Source organism: Xanthomonas graminis pv. graminis (assembly GCF_030168915.1).
Classification (GTDB): domain Bacteria; phylum Pseudomonadota; class Gammaproteobacteria; order Xanthomonadales; family Xanthomonadaceae; genus Xanthomonas_A; species Xanthomonas_A translucens.
The window spans coordinates 189448-209458 of record NZ_CP076255.1; the positions used below are offsets into that span (position 1 = coordinate 189448).

Consider the following 20011-nt stretch of genomic DNA (forward strand, 5'->3'; position numbering starts at 1 on the left):
CACTGGTTCTCTGTCGATCTTCGCCACCGCGGTGCATGTGGCGACCGGCGCAGCGCATGCGTGATCTGTGTCGCCCATGCGTGCAGCGACGGCGTGCCGGACGCTGCGCCCGGCACACCTGCCGGCTCACTTCCCAGTGATCTTGCGCGCGTGCTTGGACAGGATCGACATCTGCGGCCTGTCGCTGCCGTCCTTGTTCGGCTGCACGTTGAAGGGATAGTCGTTCTTCCACCACGCGCCGGCCGCCCACCAGGTCCAGCCGACGATCACGTCCTTGTTCTGCTCGATGTAGCTGAGCATGCCTTCCAGCGCCTGGTTGCAGACGGGGGTATCGGCGGTGGCGAACTCGCCGATGAAGCCGACCTTCTTGTTCTCGCGCAGCCAGCTGACGAAGCCGGCCAGTTTCTCGGCGCCGGCGCCGGCGCTGACGCATTCGCCCTTGGTGCCGCTGTTGTCCTTGTCGAAGTACTGGTGCGCTTCGAAGGCCATGCGATTGCCTGGATCCTTCAGCGGCTGCAGCGCCACCGCATTGGAGGTGCCGTAGTAGGTGCTGCGCCAGCTGTGCGCGCCGGTGTAGGCGGTGCCGGGGACCAGCACCAGGTTCTTCGCGCCGGCCTTGCGGATGGCGTTGATCGCCGCTTGCGCGGCGGCGGCCCAGTCGGTGGAGGAGACCGCGTTGGGCTCGTTCATCAGGCCGAAGATCACCGTGTCGTCGTTCTTGAACTCGGTCGCCAGGCGCCGCCACAGGTCGGCGAACACCTCGGCCGGCGCGCCGGCGCTGCCGATCAGCGCACCGTTGTACTTGGCGTAGTTGTGCGGGTCCAGGATCAGGTGCAGGCCGCTGGCCTTGGCCTGCGCCACCGCCTTCTTGATCTGCGCCAGCTGCGCGGGATCGAACTCGCCCTTGGCGGTGGGCTGCAGGCGCTCCCACAGGAACGGCAGGCGCACGATGTTCATGCCCTTGCCGGCGAAGTAGCCGTAGTCCGCCGCACCCGGATAGGTGTAGTCCTTGTACAGCGTGCCCGGCTTCTTGCCGGAATTGAATTCGGCACCGGACAGGTTGACGCCCGCGTACTTGAGCACGCTTTTGCCGTCCTGAGCGGACACGCTGAAGGCGGCGGCGAGCAGCAACACGGCGGGAGCGGCGGGGCGTAGCCGCGACGACCAGAGAGAGAGAAGCGACATGGGGGAAAGCGTCCTTGGGGGAGGGGAGGATGCCGTTTTGCCATCGGGGGAAGCAGCCGGCGGTGCAAGGGTGCGCGGATCGCACCCGCGCGGCCAGCCTAGGCGTTTGCGCGTTAGCGGTGCATTCACTCGTGCGAAAGACGGCGTTGCGTTCGCGTCGCTCAGGGCGAGGTCGCGACCGGGCGCGCAGGCACGGTTCGTCGCGGCGTAGTGCGCATGCAGGAGGGGTTTCAGCCCGGAGATGCCGCCGAGCCGGTGGCTTCGCTCGTCGCGGCTGAAGCCGCCTACACCGCCTGCCGATCGCTTGCTGGGTGCACTGTAGGAGCGGCTTCAGCCGCGACAACGTCCTAAGCCGGAAGGCCCACCGCTGCGTTCGTCGCCACTGAAGTCGCTCCCCCAAGGATTCCGCCGGCACGGTGGAGCGGCGAGGCCTGTTGTGGGAGGGACTTCAGTCCCGACGGCATGCCAAGTCGGAAAATCCACCGCTTCGCTCGTCGCGGCTGAAGCCGCTCCTACAGGGAGGCTTGCGTTTCGCCTGCCGGGCGCATTGTGGGTCGGGCCGGCGCGGTTGCCGGGCAACGCGGCGGCGGCGGCAACGCGTGCGAACGGTGGCCCGGCGGTTCGCCGCCGGGCATGCATGGATGTCGTCCGCGCAGGCGCGGGCGAGGTCGCTCAGGCGGCGGCCTGGGTGGTCACCGGCAGGCGGTTGCCGATCCATTCGGCGATGCTGGCGGCCGCGTCGCGGCCTTCGGCCACCGCGGTCACCACCAGGTCCGCGCCGCGCACCGCATCGCCGCCGGCGAACAGCTTGGGGTTGGTGGTCTGGTATGGCAGGCGGGCGCTGCCATCGGGATCGTTGCCGCCGGCCAGGATGCGGCCGGCGGCGGTGCCTTCCACGCCCTGCGCGGCCAGCCACTCGGGCACGCTCGGCGAGAAGCCGAAGGCGATGATGACCACGTCCGCGTCCAGCAGCGATTCGCTGCCTTCGATCGGCACCGCGGCCTGGCGCCCGCGCGCATCGGGTTCGCCCAAACGGGTCTGCACCACGCGCACGCCGGCCAGCTTGCCGGCGGCATCGGCTTCCACCGCCAGCGGCTGGCGGTTGAACAGGAAGCGCACGCCTTCCTCGCGCGCGTTGGCCACTTCGCGCGCCGAGCCGGGCATGTTGGCCTCGTCGCGGCGATAGGCGCAGGTGACCTTGGCCGCACCCAGGCGGATCGCGCTGCGCACGCAGTCCATGCCGGTGTCGCCGCCGCCGAGCACCACCACGCGCTTGCCGCTCAGGTCCGGCAGCGCGATGGTGTCTTCCCAGCCGGCGATCGGCCGGCCCCAGGGGTCGTTGCCGCCGACGATGCGGCTGTTCTGCACCAGGAACGGCAGCGCCGGCAGCACCCCGGGCAGGTCCTGGCCGGCCAGGCCGCCGTCGGTGTAGCGGTAGGCGCCGGTGCCGAGGAACACCGCGTCGTAGTCGCCGAGCAACTGCTCCAGGCTGACGTCGCGGCCGATCTCCACGCCCAGGCGGAACTCCACGCCCATGCCTTCGAGCACCTCGCGGCGCTTGCCGATCACGCTCTTGTCGAGCTTGAAGCTGGGGATGCCGAACTGCAGCAGGCCGCCGATCTGCTCGTAGCGGTCGTAGACCACCGCATGGATGCCGGCGCGGGCCAGGCGGTCGGCGCAGCTGAGCCCGGCCGGGCCGGCGCCGATCACCGCCACGCGCTTGCCGGTGGCCTGGACCTGGCTCAGGTCCGGGCGCCAGCCGTTGTTGAGTGCGGTATCGACGATGTACTTCTCCACCGCGCCGATGGTGACCGCGCCGAATTCCTCCAGCGTGCAGCTGCCTTCGCACAGGCGGTCCTGCGGGCACACCCGGCCGCAGACTTCCGGCAGCGGGTTGGTGCTGTGGCACAGCGCCGCCGCTTCCTCGATGCGGTTCTCCTGCACCAGTTGCAGCCACTGCGGAATCGCGTTGTGCACCGGGCATTTCCAGCTGCAGTACGGATTGCCGCAATCCAGGCAGCGCCCGGCCTGGTACTGCGCGTCGGCCTTGTCGAACTTGCCGTACAGCTCGTTCCAGTCGCCGGACGTGCGCAGCTCCACCGGGATGCGCTGTGGCATCTGCCGGGGCAGGTCGAGGAACTGGAAGGCTTGCTTGCGGCTCATAAAAAATTCCGTGGCGTAATCCCTTCTCCGCTCGGGAGAAGGTGCCCCGAAGGGGCGGATGAGGGGACGGGGCGCGCAGGGCCTGCGCGATCCCCTCTCCCAAAAGCAGGAGAGGGGGATCCAGCCATCAGGCAGCGCGCCGCAACGACTCGGTCAGCGACTCGATGCTCGCCGCCTTCGGCTTGACCAGCCAGAACTTGCCGACGTAGTCGCGGAATTCGTCGAGGATCTGCTGCGCCCAGATGCTGCCGGTCAGTTCGCGGTGGCGGCTGATCAGCTTGTGCAGGTGCTGGCGGTGGCTCTCGAAGCCTTCGGCGGAGATGCGATGGATGTCGATCAGTTCGTGGTTGTAGCGGTCGACGAAATCGCGGTCCACGTCGAGCACGTAGGCCAGCCCGCCGGTGAAGCCGGCGCCGAAGTTCAGCCCGACCTTGCCCAGCACCAGCACGATGCCGTCGGTCATGTACTCGCAGCAATGGTCGCCGGCACCCTCGATCACCGCCAGCGCGCCGGAGTTGCGCACGCCGAAGCGCTCGCCGGCGCGGCCGGCGGCGTACAGCTCGCCGCCGGTGGCGCCGTACAGGCAGGTGTTGCCGATGATCGCGGTGCTGCGCGCCTCGAAGCGCGCGCCGCGCGGCGGACGCACCACCAGGCGGCCGCCGGCCATGCCCTTGCCGACGTAGTCGTTGGCCTCGCCTTCCAGCTCCAGCTGCAGGCCACCGGCATTGAACGCGCCAAAGCTCTGCCCGGCCGAGCCGCGGAAGCGCAGGCTCAGCGGCGCATCGTCCATGCCGTGGTTGCCATGCACGCGGGCGATGGCGCCGGACAGGCGCGCGCCGATCGAGCGGTCGGTGTTGTGGATCAGGAAGCGGTGGTCGCCGCCGGTCTTGTTGGCGATCGCGTCGGCGAGCAGGCCGTCCATTTGCGTGGCCAGGCTGTCCGGCGATTCGTACAGGCGCTGCGCGGCGCAGTGGCTGCCGTCGTAGCGCACGTCCTTGAGCAGCCGCGACAGGTCCACGCGCACGCCTTCGCGCGGCGATACGTCCAGTTGCTGCAGCAGCTCGGTGCGGCCGATGATCTCGTCCAGCGAACGCGCGCCCAGGTACGACAGCCATTGCCGCACTTCTTCGGACAGCAGCTTGAAGAAGTTCTCCACGCGCTCGGGCAGGCCGGTGAAGTAGTTGGCGCGCAGGCGCTCGTCCTGCGTGGCCACGCCGGTGGCGCAGTTGTTGAGGTGGCAGATGCGCAGGTACTTGCAGCCGAGCACGATCATCGGGCCGGTGCCGAAGCCGAAGCTGTCGGCGCCCAGGATCGCCGCCTTGACCACGTCCAGGCCAGTCTTCAGGCCGCCGTCGGTCTGCAGGATGGTGCGGTCGCGCAGGTTGTTGGCGACCAGCGCCTGATGCGACTCGGCCACGCCCAGTTCCCACGGCACGCCGGCATAGCGGATCGAACTGACCGGGCTGGCACCGGTGCCGCCGTCGTGGCCGGACACGGTGATCAGGTCGGCGCCGGCCTTGACCACGCCGGCGGCGATGGTGCCCACGCCGGCATGGCTGACCAGCTTCACCGACACCAGCGCGGTCGGATTGACCTGCTTGAGGTCGTAGATCAGCTGCGCCAGGTCCTCGATCGAATAGATGTCGTGGTGCGGCGGCGGCGAGATCAGGCCGATGCCCGGCCTGGCGTAGCGCAGCCGCGCGATCAGTTCGTTGACCTTGTGCCCGGGCAGCTGGCCGCCTTCGCCGGGCTTGGCGCCCTGCGCGACCTTGATCTGCAGCACCTCGGCATTGACCAGGTACTCCGGGGTGACGCCGAAGCGGCCGGAGGCCACCTGCTTGATCTTGGAGCGCTTCTCGGTGCCGTAGCGGGCCGGGTCTTCGCCGCCTTCGCCGGAGTTGCTGCGCCCGCCGAGGCGGTTCATCGCGATCGCCAGCGCTTCGTGCGCCTCGGGCGACAGCGCGCCCAGGCTGATCGCGGCGGTGTCGAAGCGGCGCAGCAGGTCCGAGGCCGGGGCGACGTCATCCAGCGGGGTCGGCACCTCGGCGCGCTTGAGCTGCAGCAGGTCGCGCAGCGCCGACGGCGGGCGCGCGTGCACCGCCTCGGCGTACGCGGCCCAGTCGGCCTGCTCGCCGCTGCGCGTGGCGCGCTGCAGGGTCATGACCACGTCCGGGTTGTACATGTGGTACTCGCCGCCGTGCACGTATTTCAGCAGCCCGCCCACTTCCGGCTTGAGCAGATCGTTCCAGGCGCGTGCGTTCAGCTGCCGCGCCTCGGTGTCCAGCCGCGCCAGGTTCACCCCGCCGATGCGCGAGGCGGTGTCCGGGAAGCACAGTTCGACCACGTCCGGGTCCAGTCCGACGATCTCGAACAGCTGCGCGCCGCGGTAGCTGGCGATGGTGCAGATGCCCATCTTGGAGATGATCTTGGACAGGCCCTTGTAGACGCCCTTGCGGTACTTGCGGCCGATCTGCGCCTGTTCGCCGCCGGTCTTCAGCAGCAGGATGCCGCGCCGGCCCAGGTCGAACAGGGTCTGGTAGGCCAGGTACGGATACACCGCGGTGGCGCCGAACCCGAGCAGGCAGGCCATGTGGTGCGGGTCGCGCGCGGTGCCGGTCTCGATGATCAGGTTGGCGTCGCAGCGCAGGCCGGCGCGCGACAGGTGGTGGTGCACCGCGCCGGTGGCCAGCAGCGCATGCGCCATCGGCCGTTCCGGCACCGGGTAGCGGTCGGTCAGCAGCAGCATGACCTTGCCGTCGCGCACCGCCTGCTCGGCCTGCGCGCAGATCCGCTCCAGGCCGGCCTTGAGGCCTTCCTCGACGCTGTAGGACAGATCGATCTGCGCGTTGCGGGTCTGGTACTGCTCCATCTTCAGCAGCTGGCGCAGCTTGCGCTGGCTGAGCACCGGCGAGTTGAGGATGACGTGGTTCACCGTCTCCGGGCCGGCGTGGAAGATGTTGGTCTCCTTGCCGAGCTGGGTGGTCAGCGACATCACGCAGTCTTCCCGCAGCGGATCGATCGGCGGGTTGGTGACCTGCGCGAACGCCTGGCGGAAGTAGTCGTACAGCGGCCGGGTGTGGCGGCTGAGCACCGCCATGGGGGTGTCGTCGCCCATCGAGCCGGTGGCTTCCTGCTCGGTCTCGGCCAGCGGCCGCAGCACCTGCTCGACTTCCTCGGTGCTGAGCTGGAACAGCTTGTGGTAGCTGCGCAGGGTGCTTTCGTCGAACGGCTCCTCGACCAGCGAGGGGTCGATCAGTTCGGTCTGCAGGTAGGTCACGCCCTGCTGCAGCCACTGCTTGTACGGGGCGCGGCCGCGGTTGATGCGGTCGATCGCGTCCGAATCGAGCAGATCGCCGCGCTTGAGGTCGATGGCCATCATCTCGCCCGGGCCGAGCTTGCCCTTGCGGGGCACGCGCTCGGCCGGCAGTTCCCACACGCCGGCCTCGGAGGCGACCAGGAAATGGCGGTCGGAGGTCAGCATCCAGCGCGCCGGGCGCAGGCCGTTGCGGTCGAGCATGCACGCCGCGTAGCGGCCGTCGCAGGCGACGATGCCGGCCGGGCCGTCCCACGGCTCGGTGTTGAGCCCGTAGAACTCGTAGAACGCGGCCAGGTCGGCGTCCTTGAACTCCAGCGACTGGGTCGCCGGCGGCACCAGGATGCGCAGCGCGTGCAGCAGGTCCATGCCGCCGGCGACCAGCAGCTCGAGCATGTTGTCCAGGCTCTGCGAGTCCGAGCCGTGCATCGAGATCACCGGGTCGAACTCGGCGATGTCGAAGCGCGGGGTTTTCCACACCTTGCTGCGCGCCTGCGCCCAGTGCCGGTTGCCCTCGATGGTGTTGATCTCGCCGTTGTGCGCGAGCAGCCGGAACGGATGCGCCAGCGGCCAGCGCGGCAGCGTGTTGGTCGAGAAGCGCTGGTGGAACACGATCGCGCTGGAGGCCAGGTCGCTGCGCTGCAGGTCCGGGTAGAACGTGCTCAGCTTGTCCGGCAGCACCATGCCCTTGTAGCTGATGCCGCTGGGCGAGAGCGTGGTGACGTAGAAGTCGGCGATGTCGCGCAGGCGCTGCTCGGCGCGGCGGCGCGCCAGGAACAGGGCCAGGGCGAAGCCGTCCTCGCTGTGCTCGGCGCCGGCATCGACGAACACTTGCTCGATGTGCGGCAAGGTGTCCCTGGCCAGCTGCCCGCACACCGAGTCGTCGATGGGGGTGACCCGCCAGCCGCGCGGCTGCGTGCCGGCGCGGTGCAGTTCCTCTTCCAGCACCTGGCGGCAGCGTGCGGCGCCATCCGCGTCGTCGCGCGGCATGAACACCTGGCCGGCGGCGAAGCGCGCGCCGACCGCGATGTCGGCGTCGCGCGCCAGCGCGCGCAGGAACGCATCGGGTTTGCGGATCAGCAGGCCGCAACCGTCGCCGGTCAGGCCGTCGGCGGCGACGCCGCCACGGTGGGTCATCCGCGACAGCGCGGCAATGGCGGTATCCACCAAGGCCCGCGAGGGTTGGTCATCGAGTTGCGCGACCATGCCGAAACCACAGGCATCGCGCTCATCTTGGGGGTCGTAGAGCCCGTGGCGGTTGCGGGGGGCCATGTCTGCCTCTGAAAAGCGATCCGAAGGAACGCGGCGACACTCGCCCCCGCTCTGTCCTGGAGCGCATCTTGAGGTCACCGGAACATCGACTAAAGCACATGTTGGTGCGGTGCCGCAATACAAAGTTTCAGCTGCAACCGTAGTGGCGGCAACCACCTTGTCGCCGCCCCCGTGTGCGCCGTGCGCACGTGCCGCCGGACGGGCCTCAGCCGCAGCGCACGCCGGTGATCTGGTTCTTGGCATCGACCTCGATGTTGAGCCGTTCGCCGTCAAATTCCATGGTCACCGCCTGGTTCGGCTTGAGCACGCGCAGGCTCTTGGCGCCGGTGTCGCTGCGCGCCTGGTCCAGCAACGCCTGTTCGGCGGCCTGGCCGACCAGGCCCTGCGCCTGCGAGGCGTCGCAACTGCCCACCGGCGGGGGCTCCGGCGCGCTTGCCGGATCGGGCGCGGCGGCCCGCTGCGCGGCGGCCTGGGCCTTGGCCGCCACCTGTTCCTGCTCGTCCGGCGCCGGCGCGGTACACGCGGCCAAGGCCAACGCCAGGCACGCCGCGCCCAACAGGCCGGCACGCGCGGACGCACGAGAAGAAAGGAAAGTGCTCATCGAGGCTCCTGGTGGATGGAGGGGGGATGGGTCCAGCATAAGCGCAGAAGAATCGGACAAGTCGCGTTCGCCGCACGTTAACCGGCCGCCGTTGACGCGGCCTAGGCGCTGCGCTGCCGACAATCCCGGCTCCTTACCCGCTGGCATCCCGATGTCCAACGCGTCCCGCACCACCGCCGCCACCGAGGCGGCCCGCGCGCTGCAGGCCAGGCAGGCCGCCCGCAGCGCCGGCCTGGTCTATGTCAGCGACGAAGAGCCCGGCATCGCCCGCCGCCGCGCCGGCACCGGCTTCGGCTACCGCCTGCCCGACGGCCGCGCGGTGCGCGATGCGCAGACCATGCAGCGCATCCGTCAGCTGGCGATCCCGCCGGCCTATACCGAGGTATGGATCTGCACCAAGCCCAACGGCCATGTGCAGGCCACCGGCCGCGACGCGCGGCGGCGCAAGCAGTACCGCTACCACGCCGACTGGGCGCAGCTGCGCGGCGACGGCAAGTTCGAGCGGATCATCGCCTTCGGCCAGGCCTTGCCGCGCTTGCGCCGGCGCCTGCGCCGCGACCTGGCGCTGCCCGGCTACCCGCGCGACAAGGTGCTGGCGATGGTGGTGGCGTTGATGGCCGAGACCCTGGTGCGCGTCGGCAATGCCGAATACGCGCGCAGCAACCGCTCCTATGGCCTGACCACGCTGCGCAACCGCCACCTGGAATTCGTCAAGGGTGGCCGCGCGCGGTTGAAGTTCCGTGGCAAGGGCGGGCAGGCGCACGACATCGAGGTCGACGACGCGCATCTGGTCAAGCTGATCCGCGGCTGCCAGCAATTGCCCGGGCAGGCGCTGTTCCAGTATCGCGACGACGACGGCCAGCTGCAGCCGGTGGACTCGGGCGAGGTCAACGACTACCTGCGCGAGGCGATGGGCGAGAGCTTCACCGCCAAGGACTTCCGCACCTGGGGCGGCACCCGCGCCGCGTTGCAGCGGCTGGCGCAGCTGCCGTTGCCCGAACCCGGCAGCGAGCGCGCGCTGCAGCTGGCGCAGAATGCGGTGATCCGCGAGGTGGCCGATGCGCTGGGCAACACCCCGGCGGTATGCCGCAAGTCCTATATCGACCCGTGCGTGTTCGAAGGCTGGCGCTGCGGCCACCTGCACGGGTTGAGCGAAACCGTGCGCGGCGAGCGGCAGTGGGACCTGGCGACGCTGAAGTATTTGGCGCGGGCGCGTGCTGCGACCCGAAAGACGGCCAAAACAGCCAAGGCCACGACTTCCAGGCAGGCAGGTGCCACGGCGGCAGTGGGCAAAGCACCCAGGTCGGCATCGCCGCGTCGGCCCGTCAGGCGCGCGCCCGCCGCGCGCGCGCGCAGCTGAGGCAGGCGCCGGCACCGCCGCGTGTGGCAGCGACGCTGCCGCCGCGGTTGCGCCGCGCCGATGCGGCCTGCGCCGCTCAGCCGGCGCCGCGCGCCATCAACCGCAATACAGCGTGGTGATGTTGTTGTACGGACCGACCTCGATGGTCAGGCGCTCGCCGCCGCTCTCGCCGGCGCCGCGGGACGCGCTGTCCACGCCGCTGGAGGTGGCGCCGCTGTGGCCGACGCTGCTGTTCACCACCTGCACCTTCAGGCTGTCGCTGTCGACGCGGGCGCGTTCCACGGTGGTCTGCGCGGCGGCCAGGCCGACCGCGCCGCGGACCTTGTCGACGTGGCACTGGCCGGAGATGACGCCGTCGATCGGCTGTACCTGGGCGACCTGGGTAGTGCTGCAGGCACCGAGCAGCAGGCTGGCGGCGAGCGCGACGGTGGGGGCGAGCGGATGGCGAATCATGGACGGTTTCCTGTTGAGGATGAGGCAAGCGTGTCGCGGCGGATGTTGCCGCAGCATGAAGCCCGCTTCGCAGATGGTACGCGCGGCTTCGCCTCTTCCGTGAATTGTCATATTGCATGCGGTGTATTGGCGGCCCGTTGTTCTGTGAGATCGTCATGCGCGTTTCGTACCCCCCTGCCGCCGCGTCAACAACTGCGGTGAAAACCACCGATGCTCCTTTCGTCGACACGGCGACAGTGTCAACGTCGACGGCCGCCGCGCCTCCAGGGCTGGCGGGACGGCCACGGCCGCGCCTGCCCAATGCCGGAGCCCCGCCACTGGTACCGCTGCCGAATGCGGCCGACAAGCGCGCGCCTGCGGTGCTGGTCGCGCTGGATGGCGATTTCTCCAAGGACCGCCTGGCCGAAATAGACGCGCGGCAGGTCACCGTGCAAGCGCTGCAGACCAAGCTGGGCACACTGAGCGCCGAATCCGGAGTGGCCTTGAAACCGGACAGCGTCGCGGCGCAGTTCGCCGCAGGCGCACTAACCCCGGTCTATCTGGATCCGCCCGCCTTCCGCGCGATGGCCAAGAGCCTGTCCGGCCAGGGCGCGGGCCGCAAGACCGAGCCGCTGCTGGTGGACAAGCAGGGCCAGCGCATCGTGTTCGACCTGCAGCGCGCCTTCGCCCCCGGCGACCGCCTCAGCGACGAGGCGACCGCCGCGCTGGGCAAGGCGCTGGATCTGCCGGGCCAGGGACTGCACACCCCCGCGTGGTTGCAGCCTGCCACGTCGCGTCGAACCCTGAAAGCGGCCCCGCGCTACAAAGGCCATGAGATCCCCGCACAGAACGGTGGCGCCGGCTTCTACAAGGCCAACGACCATCGCCTGCTGGGCGACAAGCGCGAGGTGGTGCGCAAGCAGCTGCCCGAGTTCGTGCATGCGAACTATGTCCAGGCAGAAAGCACCAAGGCGCTGGGCAAGGACGTGATGGTGCATCGCGGCTTGTTCGACCCCCATGCCGGCATCCCGGAGAACTCCCTCGCCGCGATCGATCACGCCTATGCCGAGGGCTATCGCACCGTCGAAATGGATGTGCAGGTGAGCACCGAAGGCGTGCCGGTGCTGTTGCACGATTTCGTGATCGGGCGCACCACGGACGACCCCGACAATCGCCTGGCCACGCAGGTGAAATATGCCGAATTGCAGGGCAAGCACCTGGTCATCCGCAATCCGATGGACGGCAATTTCGTCAGTACCAACCAACGCATCGCCGGCATCGAACCGATGTTGGAGAACGTATTGCACACCAAGCCCGGCATGTCGGTGGTGCTGGATTGCAAGGAACACATCCCCGAGAACGTGGCGCTGATGCTGATCCGGCGCCCGCAACTGCGCCCGATCACCGCGGTCAAGTTGTATTCCGTCGCCTACAAGGGCGGTTTCGACGAATTCTTCTCCAATCTTTGCCAGAAGCTGCAGATCAATCCTCTGCATTCGCAAGACCAGCCGCGCCGCGACAAGCTGCGGCGCGATCTGAGCCAGATCAACGTGGTGCCGATACTGAGCGAGGACACGCTCAAGGACACCCAGTTGCGCGCGTTCTTCCCCGCTGCCGAGGACGCGAAAGGGCTGGCCGATACAGGCACCCAATGGATGCAGAGCTGGAACAGCATGCATCCGATCGTCGCCGAGGTGACGGTCGCCAATCCCGGCAGCGACGCCGGCAAGGCCATGCTACTGACCAAGGAACGCTTGCAGCAGCCAGGCTCAGGCTACGAGAAGGCGGCCTTCACCGCCGCCTACCGCTACGAGGATTTCTCGATTCCGCGTTCTGGCGGCCAACCCGACTACTACACCTGGGGCGTCTTCGGCGAGATCAATCCGGTTCCCACCAGCGGCTTCGAGCCGCAGCGCGGTATCGCCGGCGCGTTTCGCGAGCACGGCGAAAGCGTGCTCACCGACCAGCCGGACGAAGAAGTGCTGGCGCAGCGCGAGAACCGCACCTTGCCGCGCGGGCATACCGGACTGGAGTTGGACGTGCCGCCGGACGCTCCGCTCGATCGCGACCGCGATGCGGACATCGTCCAGGAACGTCGCAAGCAGTTCATGGAGGCCAAGCAGCCCCCCGATGCGGCGCATATCCAGGCGGCACGCGATGGGGTGAGGCTGGATCAAGGTGCGTCCCTGCAGCTGCCGCCGGCGGCACGGCAGGCCATCGACAAGCAGGCCGAAGCGCTAGGCCTGTTGACCGACCGCCACCGTGGCGCGCCGGTGAGCCATTATCTCAACGAGCAGGCCAAGCAGACCGAGCCGGAAGAGTAGCGCGGCGCCGCCGCGGTGCAGGCGAGCGGAGCGTCTGCACCGCGCGATGGCGGCTGCAACGCGGCGATCTGCGGGCTGCCGCAGGCGACACGTTCGCTTGCGCCGATCGCGCCAGTCGGCGTCAGCTGTTTGCGTCATGAAGAGGCCGCTGTCGGGCTTCACCGGGGTGGCCGCGGGCTTGGCCAGACTGTGGCCTCCCAGCCAACAACCATGTAGGGCACGGCAGAAGATGAGAGTGACTTTCCCGTCATGACACGGTTTGCTGGACGATATTGAGGCCACTCAAAGATCGATTCTTGGGCAGAAGGTAAGAATAGGGCGGAAGCTATGTGGGAGAAGGTGAGAGTGAAATACTAGACACTTTCCCCCAGGCTCAAAAACTAATGCGCGTGAAAAGAAAAGCCCCGATGGGGGGCTCTCAAAAGTAGAAAGATCTGGGCGTGCTCAAGGCGCGAGTGCTTATCTTTACTGACTGCCAACCAGAGTTCGCCAGCTGATTTTTGGCTGTCCAGCTTCTCTCTGGTCCCTTGCACTGCTGTTGACTAGTGAGATGTGCTCTTTAAGATCTTTTTTTGCCTGCTCCTTTATAAATGAAACCTGAGAAATGATCCTGGCAAGATGGATGCCTTTGCAGGCTTGCGAGAGGTTGAGATGATCAGTCATAGCTGATCCGGAATTAAAGGATCTCAGTGCGTGGTGCAGGAGAGTGAGACATCGGCTGATGTCCTGCTCAGTGAAAAAATTCCGGGTCGAGCGAGGTGTTCGACCGGTACTGGTAAGAACTTCCGCATCGCGTAGTGCGGCAATAGTTCGAGGCTGCAGCTTTAGGCGACTTCGAACATTGAAATCACATTGTTGCTCAGTACTATCCGCTCCTAGATCAGAAATCAGAAACATAAGGCCCCTTCGCTTGGTGCGAGACCTTGTCGTATGGATGTTTCGCTCCTTCAGAAACGCAAGCGCATCTCCTTCTTCAATGCCTTTTTCAGCAGAAAAAGTGCTGAGTAGAATCCAATTGGAATTCAGATCAGGGTCGTCGATCGCCATGTGAAGCCGCCGAAGATCTGCGAACCGAGAGCAGAAGTCGATGAGTGCACTGGTGAAGAACTGAAATTCAATAGCCTTATCAGGGGCCTTCTTTCGGAATAGCTGTATCCAACGTCCGATAACGGCGGAGAAGACCTCTAATGGATCAAGCGCGGAGAAGTAGCGCCCATATCTCGCATCGAGATAGCTGTGAAGATTCCTCGGCCAATTAGTCAGTAGCCATGGAACAGCCTTTGCTGCGCTAGTTACGCCTCCTCCGAAGGGGCTTCGATAAATATCGGGCTGGTCTGGTTCAAGAACGAGATTGGCCAAAGCCTCGAAAAGCACGCAAAGACTTGGTGCGCTGATGCCGCGGAGATGAATGAGGTCATCATCAACGATTGACGAATAGCCTTCGTAGAAGGCTGAGTCAAGAACTCTAAGTAACGCAAGGTAGTTCGGGTCCAAGGTCTTGGGTGGAAGCTTGCGTATGACGCTTTCGCCACACCTGCACCTGTTCAACGCGGGGCGGCGAGAATCGAGAGGTCTCTTGCACGCAGGACATAGCGTGATCAACTCCTTCCCATGATGCGGACATGCTGTTACCCAGATGATATGAAACAAAGCCAAATGAGGAAGGCCCTGTTCGATGCAGTCTGAGCAAACAGGAACTGCACTCAGCTCCAAGTGAGAAGTTAGCATCAAGGACGGGCCAAAGCGTGTATAGCGAGATCCACTCGACTTCGCGTGCTGAGCGACGACGCCCTCAAGAAAATCGACTGAAATACCTGTCCGCCTCCCCAGCGCTTCAGCGGTCAAATAGTAGACGCCGCTTGGCTTCCAATTGTAGTGGCCGAGGAATAAGAATGGACTGTGATAGCCGTTTTGCTCAGCGAGGCGAAGAAGAAATCCCGCAAGACTTTCACGTTCCATGGGCCGTGGTGTGCGTATTAGCATTAGACGATCCTCTCCAGAACATTTTTAGGCCGTCTGGAATACTTCTTTCCCGGACTATCTTTAGGAGCATGTCTGACTCCATCTAGGGTTCCTAGATGCGCAACATCCGGAGGCTCATTTCTGGCGAATTTTGAAATATTCATCACCTGCTCCATGATCTCTGTTGCATCGGTGGAACCAGCGCTTAGACGGCCTAGAAATGGGCCGTCGGGAACAGGAAAGGCGCCTGCGAAGTAGATGGCTGAGTCGTAGGCAGCTTGGAGTTCCTCAAGACCAACAGCTGGGTGCTGTCGTCGATACGCGCTTCGCATGGCCTCATCTAGGATGAGTGTTAGTAGTCCGATCTTTCCAGCGCACGCCAGGTAGCAGCGAAATGAAAGGTCCACGCTTCCTGCTAGGTCTGGAAGCTCATATGGGGCAAGCTCGTTGCGAAAGCTTTGGAGTACCCCGCGGAATTCGGAGCGATCACCTGAGTCTGACCAATCAAAGGGTTTGATCCAGAGCGGCGCACGAAATCGATCGACAAGTTGGGGGTTGGCCGTGATAACAGACTGCGATTCGGGCAGTCCGACCAGGACCAGTGCGAACTGCTTGTCCTCGACCAAGGTCTTGAGCCAATCCGAGGCGCGGTCCAGCAGGCGCTTCTGACCCTTGTCACATAGATGCTGAAGCTCGTCGAGGATGACCATCCTGCAGCCGACCTCGATAAGTAGTCGCCTCAGCCGCAGTGTTTGCTGATCACGCGTGCCTTTGCTGAAGTTCGGATCTCCGAGTGCTCGTAAGGCACTGTGCAAGATGCCTTTGATGGTGCCGTCGGAGGGAATGCCAACGTACAGGACTGGCTTGACTAGGCCCTCATCGGTCCGCTCCAAGGGGTATCGAGCCTCAAACTCCCGAACCACGCTCGATTTGGATACGCGCGGCGGCCCAACGATGTGAAGGCATATGGGAGACGACGCATACGGGACATCATCGTAGGCATCGTCCAGTGCATCGAGAACGCTGCCATAGGCATGGAATCCAACGCGAATTGTTTTAACCAGTGCTCTTGGAAGCTTGGAGGCACTACGCTTCATCAGCATGCCTCCTGTGTAACTTCGTCCGGGACACGCCGAACCGCCAGTTGGGCGACGCCGCCATCGAGAGGGACATGCGGGACGGGCAGCTCAGTAGGAACCTTGGCGCGCTTGGCCTTGACCTGCTTGTCCTCAGCCAATGGTGCAGACATCGGGATAGCTTGTGTGTCCCCACTGGTGTTGGCTTGGTTGCTATTGCCTTCTAAGAAGCGACCTTGACGCTGCCGCTGCCGCTGCCGCTGCCGCTGCTTGCGCTTCGTGAATCGCATGTCCTGCTCAATCATGTCGATCAGTCGTGCGCGTGCTTCCGCCAGTGAGAGCTTGGTGCCTCCCTCATCGAACTCCTTCCGAGCGTTGCTGATAAAATTGTGCTGCCAGCGCGTCAGGCCCTGTGCGTACTCAAGCTGTAGCGCTGGAACTTTAACCAACTGTCTGGTGATGGGATCAGCCACCCAGATGTGGCCGACATCGCTGTCGTCAAGCACAAGATCGACGGTGATCTTATGGCCATGCTCCATACGCATACTCTGCAGATCCCTAGAATTGTAGGTGAGTCTGTTTACCTCGATACCGCTATGAGAAAGGACGCGTTTTTCGGGTCTTCCGAATGCAGCGTCCATCCATGTTGAGCAATCTGGCAATTTCCGTTGGATTTGCCCGATAGCCTGTTGCCAAGCTTGCTGAGGCGAGATCTGCAATGTGCGGTGACGGGTCTGGTGATAGATGTCGACAATCCACACCACGAGGAGATGCTTCAGGGTGTCGAGGCTGAGGATGGCGCTACCGGATGGGTCGTAGTCTCCTCGAGCCTTGATCGACTCAAAAGTCTTACCCGGTATGGACGCCAGTAGGCGAGATGAGATTGTGCGAAAGAAGCGCTCGATCTTTCCTTTGTACCAAGGCTTTTTCCGAGGGCAGAACTGCACGACCGTGCCGAACTGCTCTGTGATGCGCTCAATCGCCTTGCCGTGGAACTCCATTCCGTTGTCCACCACGAGCACCTCGATGATGCCCCAGGCGTCCCATTTACCTTTGACCTTGGAGAACTGGCTCAGGAACTCGACTTTGGGCGTCATCGCGTTGCGCAGGGCCAGCATGACGTTGGCGGTGCTAGGTTCCTCAAAGCCGATGTGATAGCCGAGCACCATGCGGGTGTGCTCATCCAACAGCAGCGTCAACCATGGCCGGCCAAGTGGTAGACCAGACCTTTCATCAACTACAAATATGTCCATCCTGTAGTGATCAACAGCAACGCGTTGTAAAGGCCTGGTCGTGATTGCACCGGCCCCAACGCCTCTGAACATCACGTCCGCTGCGCGTTGCCCATTTCGTGCAGCTGCAACTTCATATGCTGAATGGTCTTGGATCCGATTGCGTACAGCCCACATGCCGACTTCCGCAATCCGCTCACTAGGAACGCGTCGCCTGTTCTCATTGGCAATCAGGGTATTGGTATGGTCAACAACGTCCTGCATCGTTCGACGCAGTGGGCTTAGGTAGATTTCTTCGATAGCCGTATCCAGCATATCAAGCGCGGTATAGCAGAGCTTGTGCTTCCGGCTACCCTTCAGTTCGTGCTTGTCCACCAAGCTACGGTGGTCGCCGGAGCCTTCACGATATGCCTTGATCCAACGTGCCACGGAGCTGAAAGACGGTGCGCTGGTAAAGCACGACCCATGTTTGGAATCACGCTGCTTCCGCCAAGCTTCATCAATGATTGGAACGACATATTTTGGGGGGCGGCTTCAACTCCGATTCGCAACACCAACGGTTGTGAAGTGGCCCGGCGACCTGACTTGAGCGACTTCACCGCCAAGTGGAGTTGCCCATGTCATCCAGCCGCCTGGACCAGGCCGAACGATACCGTTTGCATGCGTTATATGAAACCGGGATGTCGATGCGGGCCATCGCCGATGCGTTGGAGCGCGCGCCCAGCACGATCAGCCGCGAACTGCGCCGCAATCAGCACGCTCGGCACTATCTGCCAGATCACGCACAGCGCATCAGCGAGCATCGGCGCACGCAGGCCAGCCGGCGTCCACGCATCGACGCTGAGCGCATCGCACAGATCGAGGTCCTGCTGAGCGAGGACTTCAGCCCGGAACAGATTGCCGGTCGCACCGGCCTGGCCAGTCACGAATGGATCTATCGGCACATCTACGCTGACCACAAGCGCGGTGGCCAGTTGTTCACGCATCTACGCAAGCGCCGCCGCAAGCGCCGTCGGCGGGGCGTGCGCGATGGCCGCGGACAGCTGACACATCGGCGCAGCTGGACACAGCGCCCCAGCGTGGTGGAGCAGCGAAGCCGCATCGGCGACTGGGAGCTGGATACCCTCCGGGCCTCACACGGAAAGGCCGTGGTGGTCAGCATGACCGAACGCCGCAGTCGCCTGCATCTGCTGGCTTACTCGCCTGACGGCACCGCCGAGAACGTGCGCAACGCCATCGTCCAGCGCCTGGGCGGCCTAGGCCACACGGTGCACACCCTCACCGCCGACAACGGCAAGGAATTCGCCGATCATCGGCTCATTGCCGCCTGCTTGCAGAGCGACTTCTATTTTGCAGATCCGTACTGCGCATGGCAGCGAGGCAGCAACGAAAATGCCAACGGATTGACGCGCCAGTACTTGCCACGACACATCGATTTCAGCACCATCACCGATGCGCACCTGCGATGGATCGAACAGCGACTCTACAATCGTCCGCGCAAGATACTCGGATTCAAAACGCCCCTCGAAGTCTTCTCCGAGGAGGTCCTCAACAGCGTTGCGAATCGGAGTTGAATCCGCCGGGTCAGTGCGGTTCCTTCCAGCGTGCGAATGTACTTGAGCTTTTCAGCGACGCGGGCCTGTTCTTCGTCAGAAATCTCGCGCTTCAGGCAACCGTTCCACGCGTTGATATAAGAAGCGCCGCCCGAGGTCTCCTCCGCCGCTTTTCCTGCTTCATTCGATACAAAGCTCAGTTGGCCGCGGGCGTATGCTCCTAGCAGTTTGGACTGAGTCGCCTCTTCAACACGTTGATTGATCACATCCTCGTATTGGACACGATCGCCTTCGAGTAGGCGGCTAATGACAAATGGCCGCCCATCCATTAGGAATTGCTGAGACTTCTTAATAGTACCAACGGCCACTACACGCCCTCCTGTGCAGCGACGCGGTCGGGGAAAACCAAACTTGCGCCGGTCAGCGGCTTGCTCCGGTCGACAAACAGGCGACCTTCGACAATCTCACGCGCTACCGATTGGCCGTGGCTATCGGGGTCCTCCCATCCCGCTTGCGCCAAGGTCAGCGAGCCGCTACGCCGGACGGTTTCCTGAAGCCACTGACTCCCCAATCGCGTATTTGCGAGACGGGCACGCTGCAGGAGCAAGATGGCATTCCGCAAGTTGGTTTCGGGAAGGTGGCCCGGAACGATCAGGTGGTAGTGCATGCTGTAACGCGACAATGCCTCCTTGAGAAGTTCGGTGCGTTCTAGAACGTCAGGATCTTGCCAATCGTCTCTCTTGATCTCGAAAACGTGGCGCTGACCATCGATCTGTGCGGCGAAATCAGGGATGTGCTTCCTGAGCTGGCCGCTATCAAGGTAGTAGATGCAGAACGGCTGCTCACCGTAGGCAGTGACTTGAGGCGTAGCGTCCAAAAATAGACTGAAGTCCAGCTCCGCCTGGGATTCGCATTGCACAACCCTTCCCGGCTTGAGGGCAAATTGCTTGAAGACAGGCCTTCTGGCCGCCCTGGAGACCAAGCGACGCATCCTGATCTTCTCGGGGTCTGGATGTGCCACGCGGATCTGCGCTGGATCTGCGGCCAGGGTGTTGAACTGCCAGCGGCAGAGGGGGGTAGGGAACTTGGTGAACGGTGCATCGCTACGTGATGTCGTAGATGGCATGGGATCACTCCAGGTACCCGTTTCGATCGAGACGGGGGGCTGAAAAGGATCCGGACACAGTGACTCCTCACCCTGTTGACGTGCGGCTGAGAAGCTGCCCATAATCGCGCAAAGCCGACCAAGCTTTTAGCGCAATACCGTGGGCCAGACCTGTCAGTCTGGCCCACAAGCGTTTCTGGGGTCCGGAAGTGGTTAGCTGCGGTTGATGGGTCTCTTTAGGGGACGTCCTCCTGCTTGTTTTGGCTTCCGGTTGATGGCTCTGCAATAAATTCCGACTCTAGGCGTGCCTCTGCCGCCGCGATCCAAGCCGCGATGTCTTTGCTCCGCGCACACCTCCCTCGCTTTCCCTCTTCGAAGAACGTCGGCACTGGCAGCGTTCCCCGCCTTACCGCTTGGCGAAACGCGTCTGCCG

Annotated in this window: 12 protein-coding genes and 1 pseudogene; 3 read left to right on the plus strand and 10 right to left on the minus strand. The window is 64.4% G+C overall.

Annotated features, from left to right (window positions below):
• Positions 1–126: 126 nt before the first annotated feature.
• The 4 genes from KHF85_RS00790 to KHF85_RS00805 all read right to left on the minus strand — a co-directional run bounded on the left by KHF85_RS00790 (position 127) and on the right by KHF85_RS00805 (position 8534).
• Positions 127–1185: a glycoside hydrolase family 5 protein gene (locus KHF85_RS00790; protein ID WP_284568144.1), complete on the minus strand. Its 1059-nt coding sequence runs from the start codon at positions 1183–1185 to the stop codon at positions 127–129.
• A gap of 672 nt (positions 1186–1857) precedes the next feature.
• Entirely contained in the window at positions 1858–3348 is a 1491-nt protein-coding gene (locus KHF85_RS00795) for an FAD-dependent oxidoreductase (RefSeq protein WP_284568145.1), read from the minus strand.
• Positions 3349–3475: 127 nt separating this feature from the next.
• Entirely contained in the window at positions 3476–7933 is a 4458-nt protein-coding gene (gene gltB, locus KHF85_RS00800) for a glutamate synthase large subunit (protein ID WP_284568146.1), read from the minus strand.
• A gap of 205 nt (positions 7934–8138) precedes the next feature.
• A complete protein-coding gene (locus tag KHF85_RS00805) occupies positions 8139–8534 on the minus strand; it encodes an I78 family peptidase inhibitor (protein ID WP_284568147.1) in 396 nt (131 codons plus the stop codon).
• 151 nt (positions 8535–8685) lie between these two features.
• Here KHF85_RS00805 and KHF85_RS00810 point away from each other — a divergent pair, with 151 nt between their 5' ends.
• The gene (locus KHF85_RS00810; RefSeq protein WP_284568148.1) at positions 8686–9894 is read left to right on the plus strand and encodes a DNA topoisomerase IB; all 1209 of its coding nucleotides are present in this window, start codon (positions 8686–8688) and stop codon (positions 9892–9894) included.
• Between the two features lie 96 nt (positions 9895–9990).
• Here KHF85_RS00810 and KHF85_RS00815 read toward each other — a convergent pair whose 3' ends face one another.
• Positions 9991–10347 carry a hypothetical protein gene (locus KHF85_RS00815; RefSeq protein ID WP_284568149.1) on the minus strand — a complete coding sequence of 119 codons (357 nt, stop codon included), beginning with the start codon at positions 10345–10347 and terminating at the stop codon, positions 9991–9993.
• Between the two features lie 116 nt (positions 10348–10463).
• On the opposite strand from KHF85_RS00815, the gene avrBs2 reads away from it, so the two are divergent.
• Positions 10464–12650 carry a type III secretion system effector avirulence protein AvrBs2 gene (gene avrBs2 / locus KHF85_RS00820; RefSeq protein WP_409976635.1) on the plus strand — a complete coding sequence of 729 codons (2187 nt, stop codon included), beginning with the start codon at positions 10464–10466 and terminating at the stop codon, positions 12648–12650.
• 465 nt (positions 12651–13115) lie between these two features.
• Here avrBs2 and KHF85_RS00825 read toward each other — a convergent pair whose 3' ends face one another.
• From KHF85_RS00825 to KHF85_RS00835, 4 genes and pseudogenes are all read right to left on the minus strand, one after another.
• On the minus strand, positions 13116–14144 hold the full coding sequence (locus KHF85_RS00825) for a hypothetical protein (protein ID WP_284568151.1): 1029 nt from the start codon (positions 14142–14144) through the stop codon (positions 13116–13118).
• A gap of 165 nt (positions 14145–14309) precedes the next feature.
• Positions 14310–14633: pseudogene (locus KHF85_RS20550) on the minus strand (TniQ family protein); the annotation flags it as partial.
• Positions 14633–15709 (minus strand): TniB family NTP-binding protein, encoded by a 1077-nt coding sequence (locus KHF85_RS00830; RefSeq protein WP_284568152.1) that lies wholly within the window; start codon positions 15707–15709, stop codon positions 14633–14635. The pseudogene KHF85_RS20550 and the gene KHF85_RS00830, both read right to left, overlap by 1 nt.
• Positions 15709–17349, minus strand: coding sequence for a DDE-type integrase/transposase/recombinase (locus KHF85_RS00835; protein WP_284568153.1), 1641 nt, complete (start codon positions 17347–17349; stop codon positions 15709–15711). Before KHF85_RS00835 ends, KHF85_RS00830 begins: the two co-directional genes overlap by 1 nt.
• A 188-nt stretch (positions 17350–17537) precedes the next feature.
• Here KHF85_RS00835 and KHF85_RS00840 point away from each other — a divergent pair, with 188 nt between their 5' ends.
• Positions 17538–18494, plus strand: coding sequence for an IS30 family transposase (locus KHF85_RS00840; RefSeq protein ID WP_009597007.1), 957 nt, complete (start codon positions 17538–17540; stop codon positions 18492–18494).
• Positions 18495–18840: 346 nt separating this feature from the next.
• Here the strand turns inward: KHF85_RS00840 and KHF85_RS00845 are convergent, their stop codons facing one another.
• The gene (locus tag KHF85_RS00845) at positions 18841–19599 is read right to left on the minus strand and encodes a hypothetical protein (RefSeq protein ID WP_284568154.1); all 759 of its coding nucleotides are present in this window, start codon (positions 19597–19599) and stop codon (positions 18841–18843) included.
• Between the last annotated feature and the right edge of the window lie 412 nt (positions 19600–20011).